Here is a 24,863-nt window from a genome sequence, read left to right as displayed (position 1 = left end):
TTAAAAGCGAAGGAGAAATACTCTTCTCCTCCGCTGGTTAACCCTGCTGACAACCAAGGTATTAGTTCTTATTATCGTACTGTTTCATCAATGCTGCGAGTTCGTCTTCAACAGCCTGATCTTTACCCAACTTCTCGAACTCTTCATCCAAAGACTTGCCTTTGGAAGACATTTCGTTACTTGCTTCCGCCTGTGCTTCCATCTGCATCATTTTCTCTTCCATACGCTTCATACCAGCACTTGCAGTATCAGAACCAAACCCATTCAACGCTTTGTTGATTTCCGTTTGGGCTTTTGCTGCATTGTAGCGGGCTACCAGTGTTTCGCGTTTGTTCTTCATTTGAGTCAGTTGCTTACGCATCTCGTCGAGCTTGCCACGCAGGTTATCTGCAGAAGCCTTGTTTTGGTCATAGCTGGTTTTGTACTCAGCCATCTTCTCTTCAGCAGCCTTTTTCTCTTCCAGAGCACGTCGAGCCAAATCCAGATTCTGAGCACGTGCCGCCGTATGCGCCTGCTCTTCACGTTTCTTCACAAGAGCTTCCTGCTCTTCGAATAACTGCTTGAATTTCTTCTCAATGGCGATCTGTTGAGCTACTGCTTTCTCCGCATCTTCCAGATCCTCTTGCATGTCACGGATATATTGGTCTGTCATCTTGATTGGATCTTCCGCCTTGTCAATAATGGCATTGATGTTAGACATGGTTAGATCACGCAAACGTTTGAAAATGGACATTATGTTATTCCTCCTAGTCGATATTACATCGTATATAAACATACATACGTAACAATCTACAACTCGTTTCAATTTTAGCAAATAAAATCAAAACATTCGATGGCTCTTATGTCAGGAAGATCGTTTATCTTTGTTCAGATGATCCTCCATCAGCCTCTCTGCAGTCTGCACGATTTCGTCGATCTGCATCCGCGTGATGGAATCAAAATGGATACCCATGATCACCGTAACGGTTACTTTCAGCTGCAGGGCAGCCTTTCTGGCAAGCCGCTCACACAGTTCTTGTTCCTTATGCCCAGGAATATGTACCGTCGTCCCGCTGACGCGCTCATGATCCACGTAGAACGTGGCTACGGCGCCAATATGCGCCTTTCCTCCGGTAACGAGAAAAACCTTATCCTCTCCTGCTTCAATCACCTGTAAACGTATGGATTTCAAATCATATGTACTCATATCCTATCCACCTATCCTTTTCTATATGTTATATATGGAGGAATTATGGCTGTCATAAGCTAAATCCGCAATGAAACTTCTCACACTACGCATATTTTATGAAACCCCCGGGCATACCAAGGAGAACGTCATTTTGGAAAAGGAGGCCGTTATTATGCGCGTACGCCTCATTATGCTGATGGTTATCGTTATTTTTCTCGGAGGATATCATGCTCCAGTTTCATCGCGGGATGTTTCAAGCCCGTCAAGTGAATCAGTATCAGGTTCAGATTCTGCGGAAGAAGAACAACTGACATTGGGACAGTTACGTCAAAAATATGCCGATACGTTCAAAACCAATGGTCCTTCAACAAAGAAGGTTGCACTGACTTTTGATGATGTACCTGATCCACGGTTTACTCCACAAGTGCTGGATGTATTGAAGAAATACAATGTCAGAGCTACATTCTTCATCGTGGGTAGTCGTGCTGAGAAACATCCGGATCTGGTGAAACGCATCGTTAAGGCAGGGCATATGGTTGGTAATCACAGCTACAATCATCCTGAATTCAGTAAGCTGTCGATGAATGCCTTTCGCAAACAAATTTTACATACCGGGGATATTATTCGACATTTGGCGGGATATACGCCCAAGATAATTCGGCCACCTTATGGAGACATTAATGAAGAACAGCTGCAATGGGCTGCTAGACAACACTATAGCATTGTAAACTGGAACGTTGACTCACTGGACTGGAAAGGCCTCTCCAAGGAAGAGGTGAAGGATAACATCCTATCTGCCGTGAAACCTGGCTCCATCGTTCTGCAACATGCAGGAGGCGGTGTGGGATCTAACCTGAACGGTACGATTGAGGCATTGCCTGAAATAATTGAAGAAATGCGTAACCGGGGGTATGAACTGGTCACCTTGGACGAGATGTTGGGATTGCCAAAGGCCAAAGATTAAGATGACTGCGATAGCAAATAAATGCAATATTAAAAGGGTGCTGTTCAATCGCAAATTAGCGACTGGCAGACACCCTGTTTGAATTCGTTAGATGTAATTTACTTTCTACTTAAGAATGTACAGCTCGATATCCTGAAATCCAAATGTGCTTACGGACTGTTTGCTACCCGGGATAAAGATATCAATCCGGTGACCCTTGATTGCACCGCCCACATCACGCGCTGTGGCTACAAAAGCCTGTTTTGGCAATCCTGGATGGCTATGACCAGTTACCAGTACTTTGGTTCCGAGTGGAATTACACTTGGATCAACTGCAATCGTACCCAGTTCAAGGTCATTTCCGAAATAATCGACTGCACCCCATCCTCCATTTTCAGACGGATCTGCAGAGTATGCCGTTGCTTTCACGTTCACAGCTTTGCTGTAATCAAATGTTTTACCCCAGGCTTGAACCACTTTGTTATCTGCGTTAACGTCCAAGCTTGCTGTGGTAACCGTTTTGGCTTGGGTCTTGCTCTCCGTCGCCGCGGCAGCTACATTGTTTGCCTTACCGGGAATCGTAATTTTCAAACCACCATAAATATTGTAAGGTGAAATGTCGTTATTTGCTTTAACCAACGTGTTCATTGCTACTCCATATTGTTTTGATAAGGTGTAGAAGGTATCCCCTTCTTTGGCCACATGAACTGAATCGGCGTGAGCCGGAACGGCTTGTATGAGCATTGCTGTTGTCAATAATGCTACTGCTGTTTTGGCTATACGTTTCTTGTTAATCATGGTCTTCCTCCCTCATTGTGCCTGCGAAGTTAGTTGTCGGATTCGGATGAGGAGCCCACCCTATAGGTTCTTCATTACATTTAAAACGTTATGTACCCCTAATTCACCCCAAGCAGTGTGCTGTAGATCTTCCCCCTGCACAATCTGCATCGTTACATCCCCCGCACTCCCTGTCCGGAAGTTTCGGCAGAGTTCAATATATCACAATTTTGTAACCTGAACTTGTAGTAATTCTTACCAAATGGTTTTTTAGCATGTAAGCATAATTAAGAATACTGGATACTTTAGAAAAGTTGGGAGATCCGATACTTTACATTTGGTAACAGAATAGTTACTTTTTCGAATTCATACGTGATTATTATCCATAAAAAATAGCGTTACCGACTCGAAGTCAGTAACGCTATTTGATCACTTCGTTTAGAGTACTTTCGCAAGAAAATCACGTGTACGTGAATTTTTTGGTGCTCCAAACACCTCATCAGGTGTTCCCTCTTCTACAATAACCCCGCCATCCATGAACAGGATCCGGTCTCCCACTTCACGTGCAAAACCCATCTCATGTGTTACGATGACCATCGTCATCCCGCCTTCTGCAAGACGTTTCATGACATCCAACACTTCACCGACCATCTCGGGGTCCAGTGCCGAAGTAGGCTCGTCAAACAGCATCACATGCGGCTGCATGGCCAATGCTCTAGCAATGGCGATCCGCTGCTTCTGTCCACCAGACAGCTGATTCGGGAATGTATCTTTTTTATCGTACAAGCCCACCGTGTTAAGCAATCCAGCAGCAATTTTCTCCGCTTCCTGAGTGGATTGTTTCTTCACTTTAATTGGAGCAATCGTGATGTTTTGCTGTACCGTTTTGTGTGGGAACAGGTTGAAATGCTGGAACACCATGCCCATTTTTTCCCGAGTTGCATTAATGTTGTGCTTCGGATCAGTGATTGACACGCCTTCAAAATCAATCTCACCCGAGGTAGGCTGTTCCAACAGATTCAGACAACGTAAGAAAGTACTTTTACCTGAACCGGAAGGGCCGATGACTACGACAACCTCACCTTTGCCAATTGTCACGTTAATGCCTTTAAGCACATCGTTATTTCCATAAGATTTGTGTAATTGTCTAACGTCTATCACTTGCACTCAACTTCCTTTCCAGTCGTCCCAGCAGCTTGGACAAAATGAACGTCATTACAAAGTAGATGGCTGCTGCAATCAAAAATGGACTCAAGCCTTGATACGTAATGTTTTTGACTACACTTGCCTGATACATAATATCCACCATACCGATAACTGAGATAATGGAGGATTCTTTGATGATAGTTATAAATTCATTACCGATCGCTGGTAATACAGCTTTGAAGGCTTGTGGCAATATAATGTAACGCATTGCTGCACCTCTGCCCATTCCGAGGGAACGCGCTGCCTCCAACTGACCACGATCCACACCTTGGATACCTGCACGGAAAATCTCCGCCAGATAGGCACCACTATTGATTGAAAGTGTAATGATACCTGCCTGAAGTGCAGTAAAGTTAATGCCAAAGCTCAGAGAAAAACCATAGTAAATAATCATTAATTGTACCAGCATCGGTGTGCCACGAATCACTTCAACGTAAGCTGTACCAATCCAGCGCAAGATTGCAGCGTCATGCAGACGGAACAAACAGATGATCAATCCAATAATTACACCGAAGATAACACCCAGTGCGGACAACAGAAGTGTGTATCCTACTCCTGTAGCATAGAAACTTTTGTACTCCCAGAATACTTGGAAAATATTCTGTGATTTGTTCGCTTTATCCGCCATCAAGAGGCTGGCGTCCGTCACCATCTGATTGATTTTATCTTCACTTTTCAATCGTTCCAGTGTTCCATTTACTGCAGCCAGCAGCTCGGTATTACCTTTACGAATCCCGATTGCCGCTTCTGCTTGCTCTTCGTCCGGAACAGCAGCAGCAAGTCCAATGATATCGTCCAGATAACCTGCAGCAACGGTATCTTCAACGATTGCCGCGTCAATGCGTTTTGTTTGCAGTTGAAGCACGATATCCGAGATTTTATCAAGCGCAGTAAGCTTCGCTCCTGGAATACTCTGTCCGATCGTTTCCTGAATGGAGCCTTTCTGAACGCCAATCTTCGCATTTTCAAGTTCTGCCATAGTTGGATATTTGTCTTTATCCACATTGCGAACCATAATCACTTGTTTTGATTTATAATAGGTGTCGGAAAAATCGATACTTTTCTTCCGCTCATCCGTCGGCGTCATACCTGAAATCACCAGATCAACACGCCCGCTCTGCAACGAAGGCAGAAGACCGTCAAAGCCCATATCCTCAATCACAAGCTCAGCGCCAAGATCTTTGGCAATCTCTTTGGCGATCTCAATATCGAAGCCGACGATTTCATCTTTGCCATTAATCACTTTATGGAATTCATATGGTGCAAAATCGGCACTTGTACCGAGCACCAGCTTTTTACTGCTTGAATTATCTGTAGTTCCACTTGCAAATGCCACAGGAACGGCAGTCGTCAGCAGAATAACAAAGGTCAACAGCATCATGGTGTAACGACTTATTAATTTCAACCTTGTTCTCTCCCCTTACAATACTTTGTATGCTTCTCATGTTGATGACTGAGTCATTATAAAGTACAATGCATGATTATGCAATGCATTTTGACATTACAAATCTTGACTTGTTTCTGAAAAATTGAAGCAAACATGATATAATCAATGAATTATTTTCATTTTTGCATAAGGAGTTTACTAATGACATCTAACAAATCACAGATACTGACGGTTATTGATCAATATGCTTCCCGTTTTAAAGCCATTTCATCATATATCGGTGCCAATCCCGAACTGGGAAATGAAGAGTTCCTTGCTTCTGCTCGTCTAAAAGAAGAACTGGTCTATCACGGTTTCACTGTAGAGGCTCCAATCCTTGGACTGGAGACAGCCTTTATCGGAACCTATTCAGCCGCAAAACCCGGCCCTACCATTGCGTTATTGTGTGAATATGACGCCTTGCCGGAGATCGGTCACGCTTGTGGTCACCATCTGATCTGTATGATGAGTCTTGGAGCTGCTGTTGGGCTGAAATCCATTCTGGACGAAGTAGGTGGAACGATTAAAGTATTTGGTACACCCGCAGAAGAGACACGTGGTGCCAAAGTTCCGATGGCGGAAGCAGGCTTGTTCGATGACTGTGATGTTGCCCTTATGGCGCATCCGTATTATGCCTATGAAAAGTCAGGCAGCTCGCTGGCGATTGACGCTGTGCAATTTGAATTCCATGGCCGATCTTCACATGCTGCTGCAAGTCCGCACGAAGGTATTAATGCACTTGATGCCGTCATTCAAACGTTCAACGGAATCAATGCATTCCGGCAACAAGTGAAAAGCACCGTTCGGATTCATGGTGTGATCAACAACGGAGGTCAGGCAGCAAATATCATTCCTGACTATGCTTCTGCGCAGTTTTATGTACGGGCAGCAACTCGCAAAGAACTGAATATCCTCACAGAACGTGTAATTCAGATTGCTGAAGGATCTGCTCTCCAGACAGGTTGCAAGCTGGTGACATCCAACTATGAAACGTCCTATGACGAGATGGTTACCAATGAAGCATTCTCAGCTGCGTTTAGTCAAAATCTCATGGAACTCGGCATCCCGCAAGAAGAGATTGTAAGTGGTAATGATCATGGCTCCATGGACATCGGTAATGTTTCCTTGAAATGTCCTGCAATCCATCCGTACATCCGTGTTGTGGATGAGGTTCATACCCTGCACTCCATAGCCTTCCGTGACCTTGCACTTCAGGAGCGCGCGCTGGATGGCATGATTCTGGGAGCCAAGGCACTTGCTACAACAGCCTATGACGTACTGAGCCAGCCAGAGCTGCTTCGAACCATCCGTACAGAGTTCGAGCAATCTATTCGCTAAGATTCACTTTCAACATGTTATATAGGGTGCCTTGAACAAACTTGAAATCCAAGCTTGTTCAAGGCACCCTTTTCTTGATTTAGCTGTAAGTATATTCAGCAAGAAGCTGGAGATGCTGTGAAAGAAACCTTTGAAAACGATGAAAACAATACATTTTATTACAGTAAATGTGATTCATTTGCTGGCTAACTTGGTTAATTATAACTATAAGTGCGTGTTCAAAAGAGCGGTTTTCAGTACCGAGAAGATGGGATGAAGCTAGAAATGGAGTAGCGGAGCGTAGGCAAAACTACGTGAGCAACGGACATTTCGGCTGAATTCCATATTCGATGCCAATGATGCCGATAGGCATCACTTGTAATCAGAAGCGGGCTTTTGAACAACCTCTATAACTTATCCTATATTCAGGAGGTGCTGTCATGCTGCTCGAAGCCATGTATCATGTTCCTCGTGACAAGTGGGCTTATGCCTATAATTCGTCTACCATACATCTGCGCGTACGAACCAAACGTAATGATGTGCAATACGTGACTGCACTGACCGGAGATAAGTACGATTGGAATGGAACGTACAAGGAAATTCAATTGGAGAAGTCTGCTTCGGATAACATGTTTGATTATTGGGAGGCTGCCGTCAAGCCACAATTCAAACGTCTCACCTATATATTTCGGATAACTGCCGGTTCAGAAGATGTTTTTCTAGCGGATAATGGAATTCATTATGAGACCCCCTATCCAACTGGAGGATATTATGAGTTCTCGTATATACATGAAATTGATGTGTTTAAGGTGCCCGAGTGGGCCAAAGAAGCCGTCTTTTATCAGATCATGACTGAACGGTTTGCTAATGGAGATCCCAAGCTGAATCCAAAAGAAACGCATGACTGGGGTGGCAAACCTGAGTTGGACAATTATTTTGGTGGAGATCTGCAAGGTGTGCTGGATCATCTGTATGACCTAACTGAACTTGGCGTGAACGCCATTTACTTTACCCCGTTATTCCAGGCCAATTCCTACCACAAATACGACACGATTGACTATAAAAAAGTCGACCCCCATTTCGGTGATAATGCCCTGCTCAAACAATTGACAGAAGAATGTCATCGCCTGGGTATACGTGTCATGCTTGACGCGGTGTTTAACCATTGCAGCGAAGACTTCCCTCCTTTTCAAGACGTTCTCCAGAATGGAAAAAACTCTAAGTATGCCGATTGGTTCCACATCAATGAATATCCGATTCAAATCAAGGATGGTATACCAACCTACGATACATTTGGGTTCTACGGCAACATGCCCAAGTTCAATACAGCCAACCCTGAGGTTAAGGCATATCTACTTGATGTAGCAGAGTACTGGATTAAGGAAATCAAGTTGGATGGCTGGCGTCTGGATGTAGCAAATGAGGTGGACAACCATTTCTGGCGTGATTTTCGCAAGGTTGTTAAGGCAGCGAATCCTGAAGCCTATATTGTTGGTGAAGTATGGAGCGACTCCTTGACCTGGCTTATGGGAGATCAATTTGATTCGGTCATGAATTATCCATTTGCTGACAAAGTGCTTCAGTTCTTCTGTGGTTCAATGGATGGTTATCATTTTGCCAACGAGATGGGTTCACTGATTATGCGCTATCCGCAACAGACCAACGAAGTGATCTTTAATATGCTCTGCAGCCACGATACCCCACGACTGCTAACCCGGTTAGGAGAAGACAAACGCCGTTTAAAATTGTCTGTTGTATTTCTTTTCACCTATATCGGTACACCTTGTATCTTCTACGGCGATGAGGTGGGAATTAGTGGTGATGCTGACCCGGATTGTCGAAAATGTATGGAATGGGACCCGGCCAAGCAGGACAGAGAATTGTATGATTTCTATCGTCTGATGATCGATTTACGCAAAAGCAATGAAGCCCTGCGCAAAGGACGCTTCCGATTTCTCAAGGCTGATCACAATGATCCCTGTATCGTGTACGAGCGTGTGGATGACAACCTTCATTTTACCGTATGGATGAACAATACACCTCAAGATCAAACGCTTTCTCATCCTATGGAAACAAAAGACTGGAAGGATGCATTAACTGAAGAGCCTGTGTTTCCAACCGATGGAATGATGAATATTAAGCTTGACCCCTATGGGTACCGCATTTTGTACAGACAGCTTGATCCGGCAACCATCCAACACTACTGAGGTTTAAATTCTGAACAGTCATATAAAAGAAAAGAAAAACACTTCCACCGTCACAGATGATACTTCATTCTGAACTTTGGAAGTGTTTTGTTTATTTGATAAAAAAAAGTCACAGCAGAAATGCTGTGACTCATTCAGGATTGCATCAGTTTACTGGATCAAGTGTGATCCGACGATAAATATCCATATATTCTTCAGCTGAGACATTCCAGCTGTATTCTCCGCCCATTGCATTTTTCACAATTTTCTTCCAGTGTTCTGGCTGTTTGTAGATCTCCTCAGCACGCCGAATGGTATTCATCATGTCATGTGCATTAAAACTCGTGAATGAGAAGCCATTCCCTTCTCCAGTAAACTCATTGTATGCATGCACAGTATCGTTCAGACCGCCTGTTTCCCTTACGAGAGGCACACTACCGTACCGCAGAGCCAGTAGCTGACTAATACCACATGGTTCGAACCTCGATGGCATCAGGAAGATATCACTGCCAGCATAGAAACGTCGGGATAACCCATCGTTAAACGTGATCTGGGCAGACATTTTGAGCGGATAACGATTCGCGGCTTCACGGAACCAGTGTTCATACATAGGCTCTCCTGTTCCCAGTACCGCAAATTGAATGTCATCATAGTACAGCAATTCATCCAGGATACGGCAGACGAGATCAAGCCCCTTAGAGTCCACGAGTCTTGTCACCATCACCATAAGTGGTACATCAGGACGAACAGGAAGTCCAAGTTCCTTTTGCAGCTCAATTTTGTTCTCCGTTTTCTTGGACAGACTTGTTCTGTATTTCACTGGAATTTTGGTGTCGGTTGCCGGGTTGTAACTCTTGGTATCAATCCCGTTCACAATCCCGCTGAAACGATCTCCAAGTGAACTGAGCAGTCCGTCGAGGCCATATCCATAATAAGACGTTTGCACTTCCTGTGCGTATGTTGGGCTTACGGTTGTCACATGGTCAGCATACACAATTCCGGCTTTCAAGAAATTGACGTTACCGTAATATTCGGCTCCATCCACGGTGAAATATCGATCGTCCAGCTCAAGGATTTCACTGAATAACTCATGCGGGAATACCCCTTGGTACAACAAGTTATGTATGGTGAATACCGTACGAATATCACTGTAGAATGAATCATGTCTGTAATGGGCTTCAAGCACCAAAGGAATCATTCCTGCATGCCAGTCATGACTGTGCAGCACGTCAGGCTTGAACTCAATCTGTGGCAACACCTCGAGCACTGCACGGTTGAAGAAGGCGAAACGCTCGCCATCATCCATATAACCGTACACTCCATCACGCCCAAAATAATACTCATTATCCACAAAATATACTGGAATCCCATCATGAACCAGCATTTCTATTCCACAGTAGGGTCTGCGCCAGCCAAGAGGCACATCCGTTGTAATTACGGGCTGTAACGCGTCTTTATACTCATCGGGAATCCCCTTGTACTTAGGCATAATCACCCGCACATCTGCCCCGCTCTTCTTCAATGCAAACGGGAGAGCACCGATTACGTCAGCAAGGCCTCCTGTTTTGATAAATGGATGTACTTCAGCAGCAGCAAAAAGAATATTCATGCCTTTGTCCTCCTCTTCGGTTTGAGCGTGTTGCTTTCATTTTTATTCTTCGTTTTTGAACTGACGGAAGTGATACTCGCAGGTGATTCATCCGTTTTCCGACGCGTATTCTTTTTTAGAATCACGATGCTCAGCGGAGGCAATACCAATTCAAGACTATGCGGATGCCCATGAAAAGGAATCTTTTCGGTAGGCAGTTGCATATCATTAGTAATGCCTGAACCGCCGTAAACGGAATGGTCACTGTTCAGTACTTCGGTATACATACCGGGACGCATGACACCAATCCGGTAACGCTCCCGCTTGACCGGCTGAAAGTTAATGAGCACAAGGAGTGTATCCGCAGGTTTTTTTCCTTTGCGTACGTATGAGATGACACTCTGGTCCTGATCATCCGGAGTGATCCATTCATAACCGTCCAAGGAATGATCAAGCTCCCACAAAGCTTTTTCACTCAAGTACAGGTTAGACAGCTCACGCTCAAACTTATGCAAATTGCGGTGACTGTCATAATCCAGCAAGAACCAGTCCAGTTGATCCTCATCTTTCCATTCGATGAACTGGCCAAATTCTCCACCCATAAACAACAGCTTTTTCCCTGGGAAAGTCATAAAATAGCCCAGAAAAGCACGCATGCCGGCAAATTTCTGCTCATAGGTTCCTGGCATCTTGTCGAGGAGCGACTTTTTGCCATGAACAACCTCGTCATGTGACAGAGGTAGCACATAATTTTCAGCAAAGGAGTATACGACCGGGAAAGTCAGCAAATGATGTTTGGAAGGACGCTCATGAAAATCAGATTCCATGTAATCAAGCGTATCGTTCATCCAGCCCATGTTCCATTTGTAGTTGAAACCCAGACCACCTTCATCTACAGGTAAAGTCACCATTGGCCATGCACTAGATTCTTCAGCCATCATCAATGCATAAGGGAAATACTTGAACACCGTTTCATTCAGCTGCTGCAAAAAGGCTACAGCTTCCTTGTTCTCAAGACCGCCTTCATCATTGGTACGATATTGTCCTGGCTGCTTCTCAAAATCAAGCCGAAGCATACTCGTAACCGCATCAACACGGAGTCCGTCAAAATGATACATCTCCATCCAATATAATGCATTGGAGATCAGAAATGAACGAATCTCAGGTTTCGAGTAGTCAAAGCTGAGTGTACCCCAACCCGGCTTCTCTGCTAACATCGGATCTGCATACTCATATAAAGGCGTACCATCAAACATACGCAACCCATGAGCGTCTTTGGCAAAATGTGCAGGAACCCAATCCAGCAATACGCCAATCCCAGCCTGATGTAGTGTATCCACTAGATACATCAGATCTTTTGGATGCCCATAACGACTGGTAGGCGCATAAAACCCTGTGTTTTGGTAGCCCCACGAAAGGTCATATGGGTGCTCACTAAGGGGCATCATTTCAACATGTGTATATTTCATTTCTAATAAGTAAGGAACAAGCAAATCAGCCATCTCGCGATAACTATAGAGGCTTCCGTCTTCTTTGCGCTTCCAGGTTCCCATGTGCATTTCGTAAATATGTAGAGGTTTGTTATACATGGCACGTTGTTTGCGTCTCCAGGCTCCATCATTCCATTTGTACCCTTCGATTGAACTGGTGACAGAGGCTGTCTGTGGTCGAACCTCTGCTTGAAACGCATATGGGTCCGCTTTGAGCAATTCTGTTCCATCTTCCGTTAATATACGGAACTTGTATAAAGTTCCTTCGCTGATTTCCGGAAAAAAACGACTCCAAAATCCTGATTCGGGTATCTTATATAAAGGTTCCTTTTCGCCTTTCCATTCATTGCGGTCCAGAGCCAGTCCCACTTCTACGGCATTTGGTGCCCACACGGTAAAGCGATACCCCTGAAGGCCATCGCAAGTCTCAGGCTGCGCGCCCAACATTCGATAACTGTGATGAAGGTTACCTTCATGAAATAAATAAATATGCTCCGGCAATATATCCGGGTGTGCTAACGGTTGAATGGCCAAGAGATCACCTTCTTCTCAAGAAAATAGATATAACAGTAACCATTACCCCATTCTAGCCAAGTTGAAAAGAAAAATGCGGTGAATTAGAAAATGTTGTACATTTTCAGAATTTTTACAGTAACAATCGTTTCATTTGCTCTACTTTGCGTTAATGATGTACTACAATGCACAATATTTTGGGAGGGAAACGATTATGTTTAATAAAGATTGCATCGCTATGCTGTTGGCGGGAGGAGAAGGGAAGCGATTAGCCCCTTTAACCTCAAGTATCGCAAAACCCGCTGTACCGTTTGGCGGGCACTACCGGATCATCGATTTTCCTCTCAGTAACTGCGTAAACTCAGGGATCGATACTGTAGGAGTATTGACGCAGTACCAAGCGGAATCGTTACACGATCATATCGGTGGAGGAGAACCATGGGGACATGGCAACTCAAGTGAGGCAGGAATCTCCTTGCTTCCATCTTATCATACAGGAAATGACGAATACTTGGGAACCGCGGATGCTATTTATAAAAATATCGACTATATTGACCAACAAAACCCCGAAAATGTTCTAATTTTGTCGGGTGACCATATTTATCATATGAATTATCGTGATATGTTGGAGGCTCATCAGGCTAATAACGCCGCAGCAACGATTTCAGTTATGGAAGTTCCATGGGATGAAGCACATCGCTTTGGGATTATGGCTGCTGATGCGGATTTGCGTGTAACCGAGTTTGCCGAGAAACCGGCTGAACCAAAAAGTAATCTGGCTTCAATGGGCATCTACATGTTCAAATGGGATTATCTGAAACGCCATCTCTTGGAAGATGCCGCTAACCCTGAATCCAGCCATGACTTCGGTAAAGATGTTATTCCTCAAATGTTGAACGAAAATAATCCCCTCTTTGTCTATAACTTTAATGGTTATTGGAAAGACGTAGGTACGGTTAAGAGCCTTTGGGATGCACATATGGATCTGTTACACAACGAGGAAGACTGGAGTCTGCAAAAAGAAAACTGGCCGATGTTTACTCGCGACTGGCGCTCCAAGCCAAGTGCTTACAAAGCAAGACATACAAAGATCGAACATGTTACTTCCATGATTCACGACTCTTGTGCAATCGAAGGTCGTTCAGAACGTTCCGTTATCTTCTGCGGTGCAGAAGTAGGTAAAGGCTCTGAGGTTAAAGACAGTGTCGTTATGCCTAACGCACGCATAGGCCGTGGGGTTCACATCGAACGCGCCATCATTGGTGAAGGTGCAATAATCAAGGACGGTGCAATCGTTAAAGGTACGGCGGATGAAATTGTGGTCGTTGGACCTAACGAGATCATCTCTGCCAAACCGGCTGTCCGTACGCAACCTGTTCGTATGTTGAAAGAAGTATATGAAAAAAGTGGGCGCCTGCGCACTGGTGAACTTTCTTCATAATAATATGCAAAAAAGGTGAGCCTTGGATGGCTCACCTTTTTTTCTGTTGATATGGATGTTATAAAGCGTACATGCTCGATCGTCAGGTAGAAAAGTCTCTTATCTTTTAAAATCTTAAGACTTTTCTATATGCGATTTTGTATCGCTTGCTGTTCGCTCATCTGTGAATTCAGCATCAACAGACGCGGTTTCAGATTCTTCTGTACCCATCTCCTCAGACACAGCCGGTAATGTAACCGTAACGGTTGTACCAGATCCAAGTTCACTCTGCATCGTGATCGTCCCCTCGTGCAGTTCTACCAGTTCTTGCGTAATCGCAAGACCCAATCCGGTTCCCCCATTTTGATGATTTACCTGGAAGAAACGGTCCCGTACTTTGATTAGGTGTTCTTCACTAATTCCGATACCGGTGTCCTGAACTGCTGCAATGATCTGACCATTCTCCTCTTTGACAGACAAGAAGATCCAGGAATTCTCATGTGAAAATTTGATCGCATTATCAACAATGTTTAAGAAGACTTGTTTCAATCTGTTGCCGTCTCCATGGACATTATAAGCACGAGTTTCGTCCGTTTCCAACTTGAGATGGACCTGTTTTTGTTCCGCTTTGGCCCAGACATTCAACATCGTTTCCTGTACAATTTCACGAATGTTGACCGTTCCTTTGACCAGCTTCATCTGATTCTGCTGCAATTTGGAGAAATCCAGCATCTCTTCAACAAGTCCAATCAGTCGTTCGGTCTCCTTAGAAATGATGCCCATCCCGATACGGGTCTCTTCCGGATCATAACCACCTGAGTCCAGTGTCTCGCTCCAGCCCTTAATGCTGGTCAGAGGTGTTCTTAACTCATGTGAGATCGAAGAGATAAAATCATCTTTGATCTGATTACTGCGCACAATCTCATGTGCCATGAAGTTAAGTGTTGATGCCAATTCACCCAGTTCGTGCTTATAATTCCCCTTAACCCTGACATCCAGCCGTCCTCTGGCCATTTGGGCAGATACTGCGGTGATGTTGTTAATTGGACGTACAATGGAATTTGCCATACCAATGCTGATGATTAACACTATAGCAAGCACGCCAACACCGACCGCAGCGGCGAGTAGTCCCATATTCAACAGCTTTGAATTTACATCTTCGAGTGAAGTCAGATAACGAATAACATAAGTATTTTCGCCGCCCAGATCAAACTTGTGTGAAACGGCCATGACGGATTCTCCAGTACCTGGTTGTCTTCCAATCCAGCGTCCCATATCCCCATTCAGAGCCTGCATAATATCACTGGTTTGCAGCACAGCACGGTCGGATTCAAAAGCAGTTGAACTCGCCAATACGCGCCCGTTCAGATCCAAAATTTCCAATTCAGTGTTGGATAAGGCCAAATTCACAATCAATCTGGACAGATTATTGCCATCCTCCGTAGTATTCTCACGAGCGATCGGCTCGAAAAAGTCCTTTGAATTAGAAATGTGGGTACTAATCGTATTGTAGATACTTTCATAATAATACCTTTGAACTGCCAACATAAATACGAATTCGACCAACAGCAGAGCGAGAAAAACTACAAAGAAATAATGTAGTACGATCTGCCGAGTAATGCCTTTTTTAATCATTGCTCCCGGCCCTTCCATTTGTACCCGTGACCCCATACTGTCTGCAGGTATTCGGGCTCGGAAGGATTGTTCTCAATTTTTTGACGCAGACGACGAATGTTGACATCCACAATTTTGGGATCACCCATGTACTCTTTTCCCCATACATGATCTAACAACACATCGCGGCTGAGCGGTGTATTTTCTTTTTCCAGGAAAAACTGAATCAAGGAAAACTCCGTTGGAGTCAATTCAATGGCTTCATTCTGTTTCTTGAATTGCTTCGAGATCAGATCCAGTGAAAATGGACCAGACTGGAACGTAACCTTTGCCGCGGTTTCCCGATGCACGTTCACACGGCGTAATAAAGACTGAATACGTGCAATCAACTCTGTAGGGCTGAAAGGCTTGCTTACATGATCATCTGCACCAACGGAAAGTGCATACACTTTGTCCTGTTCCTGCACTTTTGCGGTTAAAAAGATGATACCCAAGCGTTCATTGGTCTCACGGATCCGTCGACACACCTCGAATCCATCAATACCAGGTACCATGACATCCAGCAGAGCCAGATCAATATCCGGTACCGTTTGCAGTATGCGAAGCGCTTCATGACCGTCACCCGCTTCAAGCACTTCGAATCCGTTTCTCTTTAAATTAATTACTATAAAACTGCGGATGGATTCTTCATCCTCAAGAATAAGTACTTTACTCATTAAGTTCTCCCTTTCTATTCAGCTGGGAAGTATTGCTCAGTGCATCTTTACCCGCCTCTGATTGTGCTACTCGTGAAGCAATAACCCGATCTTTGGTACGCGTAATTTCCTTCCAGCTTTTACCCTTCTCCTGTTCCCACTTGGAAAGGGTGAAATATTTGATCTCTGCCACGGTTTCGTCCGTATCAATCATTTTAAATCGAATATATTTTTCCTTTTCCGATTTGGTGTCAATAGTGATCTTACCGTACCACTCTGGTTTGAGATTTAGATGAAATAAATCAGCATCATCCCGGAATTGGAATGAGACAAATTTCTTGCTGTCTTTGCCATCCCACTGATAATAGGTGTAGAACCACAACCGAGAGTCAAATACGTAATGCTCCCAGCCTTTCGGAGTCTCTTTAAGTCCAAACTCAATAATACCATCATTATCAACATCACCGCTTAAAATTTTGTCATCTCTATACGTTTGATCCGGTGATTTGAAAGCATTGACTAACTTGTTATCTTTAACATACATAATTTGCGAGAAGGAACTCCGATCATCCAGCTCGGCATCCAGTACAATGCCCATCTGTCCTTCCGCGATCTCTCCGCCCAGAGCATTATAAACTTCTTTAACGGTATAATCGGTCTGCACCCGATCAACTTCCTTGAAGCTGCCATCTTCGTACTGGTATAACGCAATCGTTGCAAAACCGCTGTTGTTCAGCGAAATGATAACAAAATCACTCTTACCATCTCCGCTCAAATCCAGCGTGTTCCCCTGCGCATCATCAATGATATATTGATTATACGGAACTCCACCCAAGACCTGCTCCAGTGCCCCGCCCTTGTAGGAATATGCAGTCAGGGCCTTCTGCTCCTGCAGACTTACACCAAGAATAATATCCGGATTTCCGTCATTCGTAATATCCAATACTTTAAAGGATTGCAGCTCATTTCCCGGCACATCAAATGTAAGCTTTTTAACCCATGTGCCTCCCTGCTCTTCCAAAATCATGCCATGGATTCGCACATTCTCATTTGGTGTCTCATAAAAAACAATCGCTTCCCGAGTTCCATCCCCGTTCAGGTCTTCCACCCGAATCATGCTGGTATTATTCATATCCTTGGGACGAATCAATGTACTCTCTGGCGGCAATTTAACCTGAACCACGTTGTACAGTTTCTCCTTATCGGTGGACATCATTGGTTTTCTCATCAAACCCTTGGGGTCACTTATGACTGTACATCCGCTTAGAACAGAACCAAGCATAATTGCCATAGTTCCTGCTGCTACAAAGCGTCCCCACCGTGAATTAAACAATCTCATCACTCTTTTCAATAGTTTAAATCTGGTTTTTTTCTTGCTGTGTCAGTCTTCGTCCACGAATATCAAAAGCAATCTTGCCTTCTGCCAATCCCCAGATCCGTGTGGCATGTTTCTCAGCAAGTTCAATAGGCAGTACTGCAATGACTGTTGCACGTTCTTCTTCACATAATTTGCGCAGCGTTTCGAGCACCGAATCTGCTGTGTGAGGGTCAAGACCAATCACTGGTTCATCGGCCAAAACAACTTTGGCACCATGAGCAAGTGCTCTTGCAATGGCAACACGCTGCTTCTCGCCACCACTGAGCTTCTCTGCTATTTGATGTGCTTTATCAAGTAATCCCAATCCTTCGAGATAATCCATAGCACCCATATAATCATCGGAACGTACCATACCGGTTACCATTCTCCATACGGGAGTCTGACCCGATCGTCCGATTAATACATTTTTAAGAGCCGTACGTCTGGGAAATAATTCTGGATTCTGTTCCAAGTAAGCCCATTCCCGTTTAATTTTCCGTTTTCCGGACCAGCCTTCTTTCAAAATCTCGGCGCCATCCACCGTAAACCGGCCGGAATCCCATTTCTCCATCATAGCCAGACATTTGAGCAGCATGCTTTTTCCGCTACCACTTGAACCAACTACAGCTATCATCTCACCTTGTTGCATATCAAATCGAATATCCCGTAGAACGGGAACGCGGTCCACGCCAACGGATTTACTCAAGTTCTCTACTCTGATCATCGCGATGTCTCCTCTTGTCCATGTTTTTCCCTACCACTAGTGTACTCGGAAATGGACATCAATTTCCATGCGAACACCAGCTTCTATTTTAACACAGATTCGAACTCAGGTTTACGACGAAATAATATACCTGCCAAGCCGAAAAGAAGGTACATGATTCCGAGCAAGGTGAACATGCTTCCGGGTGAAATCCAATTGATCATCTGACCTCCCAGATTCGGTCCAATAATACTTCCAATCGTGAAATGAAAGGATGCCACAACATTGGCTGCAGGCAGCAACACTTTAGGCAAAATGTCTGCGGCGTAGGCAAGGCCCAATGAGAAAAAGGAGCCGACCAGGCCACCAGCGATCGTTAACAATACAAGCGTCCACCAGAAATGCGTACCTGCGACTGGAACCAGCATGAAGATGATTCCCCCGCTTATGCCCGCAGACATCAATATCTTTTTACGCCCGTATCGGTCACTCAACATCCCCAGAGGCAATTGAAGGAACAAACCTCCAATCCCGATAAAGGGAAGCAACGACGAAATCTGATCGGTGTCGAACCCAATACGCAGGCCATACACGGGGAAGTTACTATTCATACCGGCCTCCATATATCCGTACAAAAGAGCAGGTAACAGTGCGTACCAAGCCCATGCCAGACTACGACGGAAGCGCCGTTCAGGGAGCTGGCCATGCTCTGCTTTTTCCGGCTTCGTATTCGGAAGCTTCATTAATACCAGTATAAGTACTGCTGCCATACATACGAACAATACCCAGAAAGGGACAGCATCACCGAAGCCAAGCAGCTTGATTCCTAGTGGACCAATGCTGAATCCCAGACCGTAGGACATGCCATATAACGATATGTAGCGACCACGTTTTTCAGGTGCCGTAACAAGCAGCACCCAGAGCTGAGCCGCATAATGCAGTGCGCTGTCTCCTATTCCAACGATCAGGCGCAATATGAACCATATTTTAATATCTGGTAAATACGGAAATAGTATTAAAGGGACCATGACCAATATCAGGCCACCCACAATCAGTTTTTTGAAGCCGAGTGCTCCTAATAGTCGTTCCGCAACTAGAGTCATGGCAAAAGAGCCAATGTACAATGCAGCAGCGTTTAATCCGTTTAAACCTGGTGAAACCCCTTTTTGCTCCAAAAAAATCGAAAGCACAGGCAGCAAAAGGCCCTGACTAATTCCAGCTACCACAATAACCGTAATCAAAATCAGATAATTGGCTGTCGAGTGTGATAGTTTGGGGCGAGTAATCGATGACACGAATTCATTCCTCCTGCGAACACACAAAGAAAAATCGCCATCGCTGACGACTTTTGTATGGTATACATATGGTTTTAAACTGCTATTCTTGAATCAGGGCTTTGCCCCGGACTTGAACATTATAGTGGACAACGCCCTGCAAAACAAGCCATAATAGAGGTTGTTCAAAAAGTTCACTTTTGATTACGAATCATGCCTAGTGGCATCATCAGCTTCGAAGATGAAATTCAGCCGAAATGTCCGTTGCTCACGTAGTTTTCCTACGCTCCGCTACTCCATTTCTATCTTCATTCCATCTTCTTGGTACTGAAAACCAGACTTTTTGAACACGCACTAATCGTACTTAAGTCGCTGCGTACATTTAGATGTGACGGGAGGATTCTGCAACAATATGGCTTATCATGTTAAAATTGATGTTTCACCGATATATGAAATGCTCAACAGCTTTCTGGTTTATGTTACGAAAAAATGGATTCAGCATCTGGATATTGGTCCTGAATGGATTCTGGAAGTGGAAGGCAAACTAAGTTCCAATGTACGAGCTGCGCTCGCGCCTGCTGCCACTTGGCCTTTTGATGATTTTGATGTCCTGTTTGCATGGGCTGCGTATCAAAATGATACGCAGGAAAATCGTGAATTTCTGGACATGCTTGCCGGAATGACAGCGGAAGACCTGTTTGCACGTGTGTCTCCTCTTCTGCCCGCTCTTACAATAGAAGAATCTACGCGCATTCGGAACAGTTATGTCCCATTATTGCGACTATGGGATGAACACTACTGTCAGAATATGAGCGAAGATCAGCGTGTGTGGCTGGAAGAAGATGCCGAAGAAAAACGCATTTTGCTTGATAAAATGGGCCCTGAACTGCTTATTGAATATGCTACAGCAGGAGTTCTTGTTGAACCAATGCCTGGATTGAATGAAGTCATCCTGTTTCCAACGGTGCACAATCGCCCTATTAATATGTACTGCTTCTATGAGGGGATGATGATTATGCAGTATCCCGTAGATGCACCTGAAGAGAACGAAGACCAGCCGCCAACATGCCTTTTACGTTTTACCCATGCATTGGCTGATCCCGAAAGACTTCGCCTGCTTCGTTACGTATCGGATGAACCCAAATCCCTCGCTGAGATGTGTGAAGAATTGGGTAAAGACGAAGACACGGTCAAAGACCAGGTTATGGCGCTACGCATCGCAGGTCTGCTACGGACCCATCTGCTCGGAAGTAACCGCAAAGAGAAATACAGTATTCGGCCGGATGGCGTATCTGAATTGAATATGTTCTTGGAATCCTACATTCGCATTTAATTTAGTTGAACCATTGTGGAGTTACTGGCTACAAGGAGTGAGTTAGATCATGAAAATAATGAAACAACATATTTTGTTTGACCTTGATGATACACTTGTATATTGCAACAAGTACTTCAACCTGATTTTGGGAGAATTCTTTGAGAATATGCAAGAGTGGTTTGATGGACATTCTCTGACAACACAAGAGATTCGGGAAAAACAGCTGGAGATCGATGTAACCGGAGTAAACAAGCTTGGTTTTGCAAGTCATCATTTCCCGCAATCCCTGATTGATACCTATCGTTATTTCTCCGGCAAGTTCGCCAGATTAACCTCTCCCAGAGAAGAGTCTTATCTGAGCAAGTTGGGTATGAGTGTGTACGACCAGGAGGTTGAACCCTACCCTCATATGGTTGAAACGCTTGAGAACCTCAAAGGTGCTGGACATTCCCTCTACTTATATACCGGCGGCGAAACCGTGATTCAGCAGCGCAAGATTGATCAGATGAAACTCTCGGCTTATTTTGATGATCGGATCTATATCCGACAACACAAAAACGTTGAGGCACTGGAAGGCATTCTGTCTAATGGTCCGTTTGATCGTCGTGCAACGTGGATGATCGGTAACTCACTGCGGACAGACATTATGCCCGCGGTAAAAGCCGGAATTCACAGCATATATATCAAACAACCAAATGAATGGCAATACAACATCGTAGAACTTCAACCTAATCCGGAAACATCGATGTATACCATCACTGCACTGGAAGAGGTACCAAAAGTCATACACGAAAATATACAACAGCAGCAACAAAAAAGGACCCTTGGATAAGGGTCCTTTTACTTTATGATGACTAACATCAAGCATCCTGTTTCTCACCAGATAACTTGCCTGTTACCACATCTTGCAAAATAATACGTGCCTTCACTGTACTCCCGTCTTTTCGTTTGAACGACAGTACCTGGGTACTACCCTTCTCAATCAGCGATTTTAACATCGTACTGGTGATTTTTTTGCCCGCATACTCTTTCCAAACTACAAACGAACAGCCTTCCTTGAAACGTGAGCATCCATAACCCTTCTTGCCCTCTATAATCTGACCCGTGCAGCCGGGAGAAGGACAAGGTGCCAGTATCTCTCTCACTCCCGATGGACTCGCACTAGAAGACGGCGCCTTGGTGGTCGCACTTTTCCCACTGCCGGCTCTCGATGAAGATGCCGAAGTCTGATGGGACGTTTTTACAGTCGAACCGCCACTAGCTGTCTTGGCAGATGTCCTTGTATTGCCGGCCTGGGTTCTTGCTCCTTTACCTTTCCCCCTGCCTGCCCGTGAATCTTCTCCAAAAGCATCTGCTGGAGCAGGAGCTTGTACACGCACTTTCTCAATGATGGACAAGGTGAATTTCTTGACGTTCTCCATGAACTTGTCCTGACCCGCCTCACCTTTGGAAATCTGATATAACCTTCTTTCCCATTGCCCGGTCATCTCAGGTGAAGTTAACAGATCTACACCCGCACGGCGAATCAACTCAATAGCTGTTCTGCCTTTGAGCGTTAACTGCATTTTCTTCCCTTGCAGCGTAATGTAACCCACGTTTTTGAGGCGTTCAATTGTAGCCGCACGTGTAGCCGGAGTACCCAGACCACTATCTTTCATCGCATCTCGCAGCTCTTCATTCTCGATCTGCTTGCCTGCACTCTCCATCGCTTTCAGCAATGTTCCCTCGGTATAACTTTTGGGAGGCTGGGTCGCCTTCTCCTTAAACTCACTCTTCGTACATTGAACAGGCAAGTCGGGTTGTACAGCAAAAGCCTTGTCCGTCCACTCTTCAGCTTCCTCTTCCTCATTGCCGTTTTTCTTAGTCTTCTTCTTACCTGCACCGCCCTGTTCCTGATCTCCAGAACCGAGAACCACTTTCCATCCGAGGGACAGCAGTTCTTTGACAGATGTCTTAAACTGATGTTTCTCCACTTCGGTGAGCACGGTATGTTGCTTATACTCCGCCGGAGGATAAAAGTGAGACAAGAAACGTCTTACAATCAAATCATAGATGTTCTGCTCATCCTTGGATAAAGTACCTGGTCGCTTCAAAGTAGGTAGGATCGCGTGGTGATCCTCAACCCTGCTCGGGTTACATACCCCTTTATTATTCTTATGAACAAGCTCTGGCTTGGCCCCTTGCGCAAGCTCACTATAGTTACCATTTTTAAGCAGGTTTAGTGTTTTGTGCATACCTTCAATATTCTGTTCAGTAACATAATTAGAGTTTGTCCGCGGATACGAAATCACCTTGTGTTTTTCATACAAGGCCTGTGCAATATCCAGTGTTTTTTTGGCACCATATCCGAACTTGGCATTGGCTTCACGCTGTAAAAGGGTCAGGTCATACAAACGATACGGATACTCCTTCGTCTGCTTTGCTTCGTATTTGGTAATCTGCCCTGTCTTGCCCTTCACACTGGCTGCAATGGCCTCTGCTGCCTCCGCATCGGTCAACTTATCTCCCTGACGCAGTCCCCGGTACTCGACACCTTCCTGCCGAAACCAGGCGGCTACTTCATAAAAGGTCTGTGACTGGAACGCTTCAATCTCTATTTCCCGATCGTAGATTAGCGCGAGTACCGGCGTCTGCACACGACCTACGGACAACAATGCATTATGGCGGGTTGTAAACGCCCGCGAGGCATTCATACCGATCAGCCAATCAGCTTCACTTCTGGCGCGAGCAGCATGGGTCAAATTTTCAAATTCAGAGGCATCCTTCAGACCATCAAAACCACGTCTAATGCTCTCTGCCGTCAAATCCGATATCCATAATCGCTTTACAGGCTGACGCAGCTTCAATTGCTGTTGTATGAGGGCGAAGATGTACTGACCTTCTCTCCCTGCATCGCAAGCATTAACGATCGCTGAAGCCCGTTTTGCTAGTTCTCCAATCATTTTGAGCTGATCTTTAGTCCTCGGATTGGGTACAATCTTGAACTGATCGGGTATGATCGGCAGGTCCGCTATATTCCAGCGCTTGTACTTTGTATCATAGGCATCCGGTTCAGCCAGTCCAAGCAAATGCCCTATCGCCCAAGTGATGATGTAATGCTCACCCTCCAGATACGTGCGATTGTTCTTGGCCTTTGGTTCTATGACGGCGGCAATGGTTCGACCCATGTCGGGTTTTTCCGCTATAACCAGTGTCTTCATCCGTCCATCTCTCCTCCTTCACCGTCCGCATGACGGCAAAAAGGGGCATTCCGCCGACGGAAGCCCCTTGCTTCTGAAACTCATTATATCAGATTTTGGATTCGGGAGCACCTTCCCGAAATGAATTATCCTGCTGCCTGTTCCTTTAATACATGTTTTTGTCTGCACTCTTTGCATACACCCTGGAAATCCAGACGATGATCCGTAACAGCAAAGCCATACTGACGCTCGATTTGTTGTTCCAAACGAAGCAGCCCATCTTCCATAATCTCTTCCACTTTACCACATTCTGTACAGATCAAATGATGGTGGTGATGGGAACCGTCTGTACTTCGCAGATCAAAGCGCGCAGCGCCGTCACCAAAGTTAATTTTTTCAACGACCTGAAGGTCACTCAGCAGTTCGAGAGTACGGTATACGGTAGCCAATCCAATCTCAGGGAACTGCTCCTTAACCAGGAGAAATACTTCCTCTGCGCTAAAATGATCCTTTTCATGTTCAAGTAATACACGTACAGTAACTTCCCGTTGTTGTGTTAACTTATATCCTTTTTCAACCAATTGATTTTTAATGTGAAAGATCTGTTCTGAAATGGACTTGTCCCGGTTACTTGCCATAGCAGGTCGCACCTCCGATTTATATTCATTGAAATTTACTTTTATCGTACGGAT

At 44.8% G+C, this 24,863-nt stretch carries 20 protein-coding genes and 1 riboswitch; of the genes, 6 read left to right on the top strand and 14 right to left on the bottom strand.

Annotated features, from left to right (window positions below):
* Positions 1–61 precede the first annotated feature (61 nt).
* Positions 62–733 carry a PspA/IM30 family protein gene (locus MHI14_RS13160; RefSeq protein WP_076210133.1) on the bottom strand — a complete coding sequence of 224 codons (672 nt, stop codon included), beginning with the start codon at positions 731–733 and terminating at the stop codon, positions 62–64.
* Between the two features lie 111 nt (positions 734–844).
* A complete protein-coding gene (gene lpdD, locus MHI14_RS13155; RefSeq protein ID WP_051447323.1) occupies positions 845–1,186 on the bottom strand; it encodes a prenylated flavin chaperone LpdD in 342 nt (113 codons plus the stop codon).
* A gap of 154 nt (positions 1,187–1,340) precedes the next feature.
* Between lpdD and MHI14_RS13150 the strand changes: the two genes are divergently transcribed.
* Positions 1,341–2,132, top strand: a complete 792-nt coding sequence (locus tag MHI14_RS13150; RefSeq protein WP_341130450.1) for a polysaccharide deacetylase family protein — start codon at positions 1,341–1,343, stop codon at positions 2,130–2,132.
* 105 nt (positions 2,133–2,237) lie between these two features.
* On the opposite strand, the gene MHI14_RS13145 is transcribed toward MHI14_RS13150, so the two are convergent.
* The 3 genes from MHI14_RS13145 to MHI14_RS13135 all read right to left on the bottom strand — a co-directional run bounded on the left by MHI14_RS13145 (position 2,238) and on the right by MHI14_RS13135 (position 5,499).
* Positions 2,238–2,909 carry a 3D domain-containing protein gene (locus MHI14_RS13145; RefSeq protein WP_091029414.1) on the bottom strand — a complete coding sequence of 224 codons (672 nt, stop codon included), beginning with the start codon at positions 2,907–2,909 and terminating at the stop codon, positions 2,238–2,240.
* A 2-nt stretch (positions 2,910–2,911) separates the two neighbouring features.
* Positions 2,912–3,108: riboswitch (cyclic di-AMP (ydaO/yuaA leader) on the bottom strand.
* Positions 3,109–3,326: 218 nt separating this feature from the next.
* A complete protein-coding gene (locus MHI14_RS13140) occupies positions 3,327–4,049 on the bottom strand; it encodes an amino acid ABC transporter ATP-binding protein (protein ID WP_341130449.1) in 723 nt (240 codons plus the stop codon).
* Positions 4,036–5,499 carry an ABC transporter substrate-binding protein/permease gene (locus tag MHI14_RS13135; protein ID WP_341130448.1) on the bottom strand — a complete coding sequence of 488 codons (1,464 nt, stop codon included), beginning with the start codon at positions 5,497–5,499 and terminating at the stop codon, positions 4,036–4,038. The genes MHI14_RS13140 and MHI14_RS13135 overlap by 14 nt, the downstream gene beginning before the upstream one ends.
* Before the next feature lie 183 nt (positions 5,500–5,682).
* Between MHI14_RS13135 and MHI14_RS13130 the strand changes: the two genes are divergently transcribed.
* Positions 5,683–6,858: a M20 family metallopeptidase gene (locus tag MHI14_RS13130; protein ID WP_091029410.1), complete on the top strand. Its 1,176-nt coding sequence runs from the start codon at positions 5,683–5,685 to the stop codon at positions 6,856–6,858.
* A gap of 419 nt (positions 6,859–7,277) precedes the next feature.
* The gene (locus MHI14_RS13125; RefSeq protein ID WP_341130447.1) at positions 7,278–9,044 is read left to right on the top strand and encodes an alpha-glycosidase; all 1,767 of its coding nucleotides are present in this window, start codon (positions 7,278–7,280) and stop codon (positions 9,042–9,044) included.
* A gap of 145 nt (positions 9,045–9,189) precedes the next feature.
* Here the strand turns inward: MHI14_RS13125 and glgA are convergent, their stop codons facing one another.
* Positions 9,190–10,632, bottom strand: coding sequence for a glycogen synthase GlgA (glgA, locus tag MHI14_RS13120; RefSeq protein WP_091029405.1), 1,443 nt, complete (start codon positions 10,630–10,632; stop codon positions 9,190–9,192).
* The gene (gene glgB, locus MHI14_RS13115) at positions 10,629–12,635 is read right to left on the bottom strand and encodes a 1,4-alpha-glucan branching protein GlgB (protein ID WP_091029402.1); all 2,007 of its coding nucleotides are present in this window, start codon (positions 12,633–12,635) and stop codon (positions 10,629–10,631) included. The genes glgA and glgB overlap by 4 nt, the downstream gene beginning before the upstream one ends.
* Before the next feature lie 193 nt (positions 12,636–12,828).
* Between glgB and MHI14_RS13110 the strand changes: the two genes are divergently transcribed.
* The gene (locus tag MHI14_RS13110) at positions 12,829–14,055 is read left to right on the top strand and encodes a glucose-1-phosphate adenylyltransferase (protein WP_091029400.1); all 1,227 of its coding nucleotides are present in this window, start codon (positions 12,829–12,831) and stop codon (positions 14,053–14,055) included.
* Positions 14,056–14,169: 114 nt separating this feature from the next.
* Here MHI14_RS13110 and MHI14_RS13105 read toward each other — a convergent pair whose 3' ends face one another.
* The 5 genes from MHI14_RS13105 to MHI14_RS13085 form a co-directional block, all read right to left on the bottom strand.
* On the bottom strand, positions 14,170–15,669 hold the full coding sequence (locus MHI14_RS13105; protein ID WP_341130446.1) for a sensor histidine kinase: 1,500 nt from the start codon (positions 15,667–15,669) through the stop codon (positions 14,170–14,172).
* Positions 15,666–16,364, bottom strand: a complete 699-nt coding sequence (locus tag MHI14_RS13100) for a response regulator transcription factor (RefSeq protein ID WP_017688086.1) — start codon at positions 16,362–16,364, stop codon at positions 15,666–15,668. The genes MHI14_RS13105 and MHI14_RS13100 overlap by 4 nt, the downstream gene beginning before the upstream one ends.
* Entirely contained in the window at positions 16,357–17,682 is a 1,326-nt protein-coding gene (locus MHI14_RS13095; protein WP_133385183.1) for a hypothetical protein, read from the bottom strand. The genes MHI14_RS13100 and MHI14_RS13095 overlap by 8 nt, the downstream gene beginning before the upstream one ends.
* Positions 17,683–17,698: 16 nt before the next feature.
* Positions 17,699–18,424, bottom strand: a complete 726-nt coding sequence (locus MHI14_RS13090; protein ID WP_036613671.1) for a phosphonate ABC transporter ATP-binding protein — start codon at positions 18,422–18,424, stop codon at positions 17,699–17,701.
* Between the two features lie 83 nt (positions 18,425–18,507).
* The gene (locus MHI14_RS13085; RefSeq protein WP_341130445.1) at positions 18,508–19,698 is read right to left on the bottom strand and encodes an MFS transporter; all 1,191 of its coding nucleotides are present in this window, start codon (positions 19,696–19,698) and stop codon (positions 18,508–18,510) included.
* A 391-nt stretch (positions 19,699–20,089) separates the two neighbouring features.
* On the opposite strand from MHI14_RS13085, the gene MHI14_RS13080 reads away from it, so the two are divergent.
* Together MHI14_RS13080 and MHI14_RS13075 are read left to right on the top strand one after the other, a co-directional pair.
* The gene (locus tag MHI14_RS13080) at positions 20,090–21,010 is read left to right on the top strand and encodes an ArsR/SmtB family transcription factor (RefSeq protein WP_341130444.1); all 921 of its coding nucleotides are present in this window, start codon (positions 20,090–20,092) and stop codon (positions 21,008–21,010) included.
* Positions 21,011–21,059: 49 nt separating this feature from the next.
* Positions 21,060–21,824 carry an HAD family hydrolase gene (locus tag MHI14_RS13075; protein ID WP_036613669.1) on the top strand — a complete coding sequence of 255 codons (765 nt, stop codon included), beginning with the start codon at positions 21,060–21,062 and terminating at the stop codon, positions 21,822–21,824.
* Positions 21,825–21,852: 28 nt separating this feature from the next.
* Here MHI14_RS13075 and MHI14_RS13070 read toward each other — a convergent pair whose 3' ends face one another.
* Both MHI14_RS13070 and fur read right to left on the bottom strand, forming a co-directional pair.
* Positions 21,853–24,192, bottom strand: coding sequence for a type IA DNA topoisomerase (locus MHI14_RS13070; RefSeq protein ID WP_341130443.1), 2,340 nt, complete (start codon positions 24,190–24,192; stop codon positions 21,853–21,855).
* A 125-nt stretch (positions 24,193–24,317) separates the two neighbouring features.
* Positions 24,318–24,809, bottom strand: coding sequence for a ferric iron uptake transcriptional regulator (fur, locus tag MHI14_RS13065; protein ID WP_036613667.1), 492 nt, complete (start codon positions 24,807–24,809; stop codon positions 24,318–24,320).
* Positions 24,810–24,863 lie beyond the last annotated feature (54 nt).

This window comes from Paenibacillus sp. FSL K6-2393 (assembly GCF_038002545.1).
Lineage (GTDB): Bacteria > Bacillota > Bacilli > Paenibacillales > Paenibacillaceae > Paenibacillus.
The sequence above is the reverse complement of the archived record's forward strand: the minus strand, read 5'-3'. Positions and strand labels throughout refer to the sequence as shown.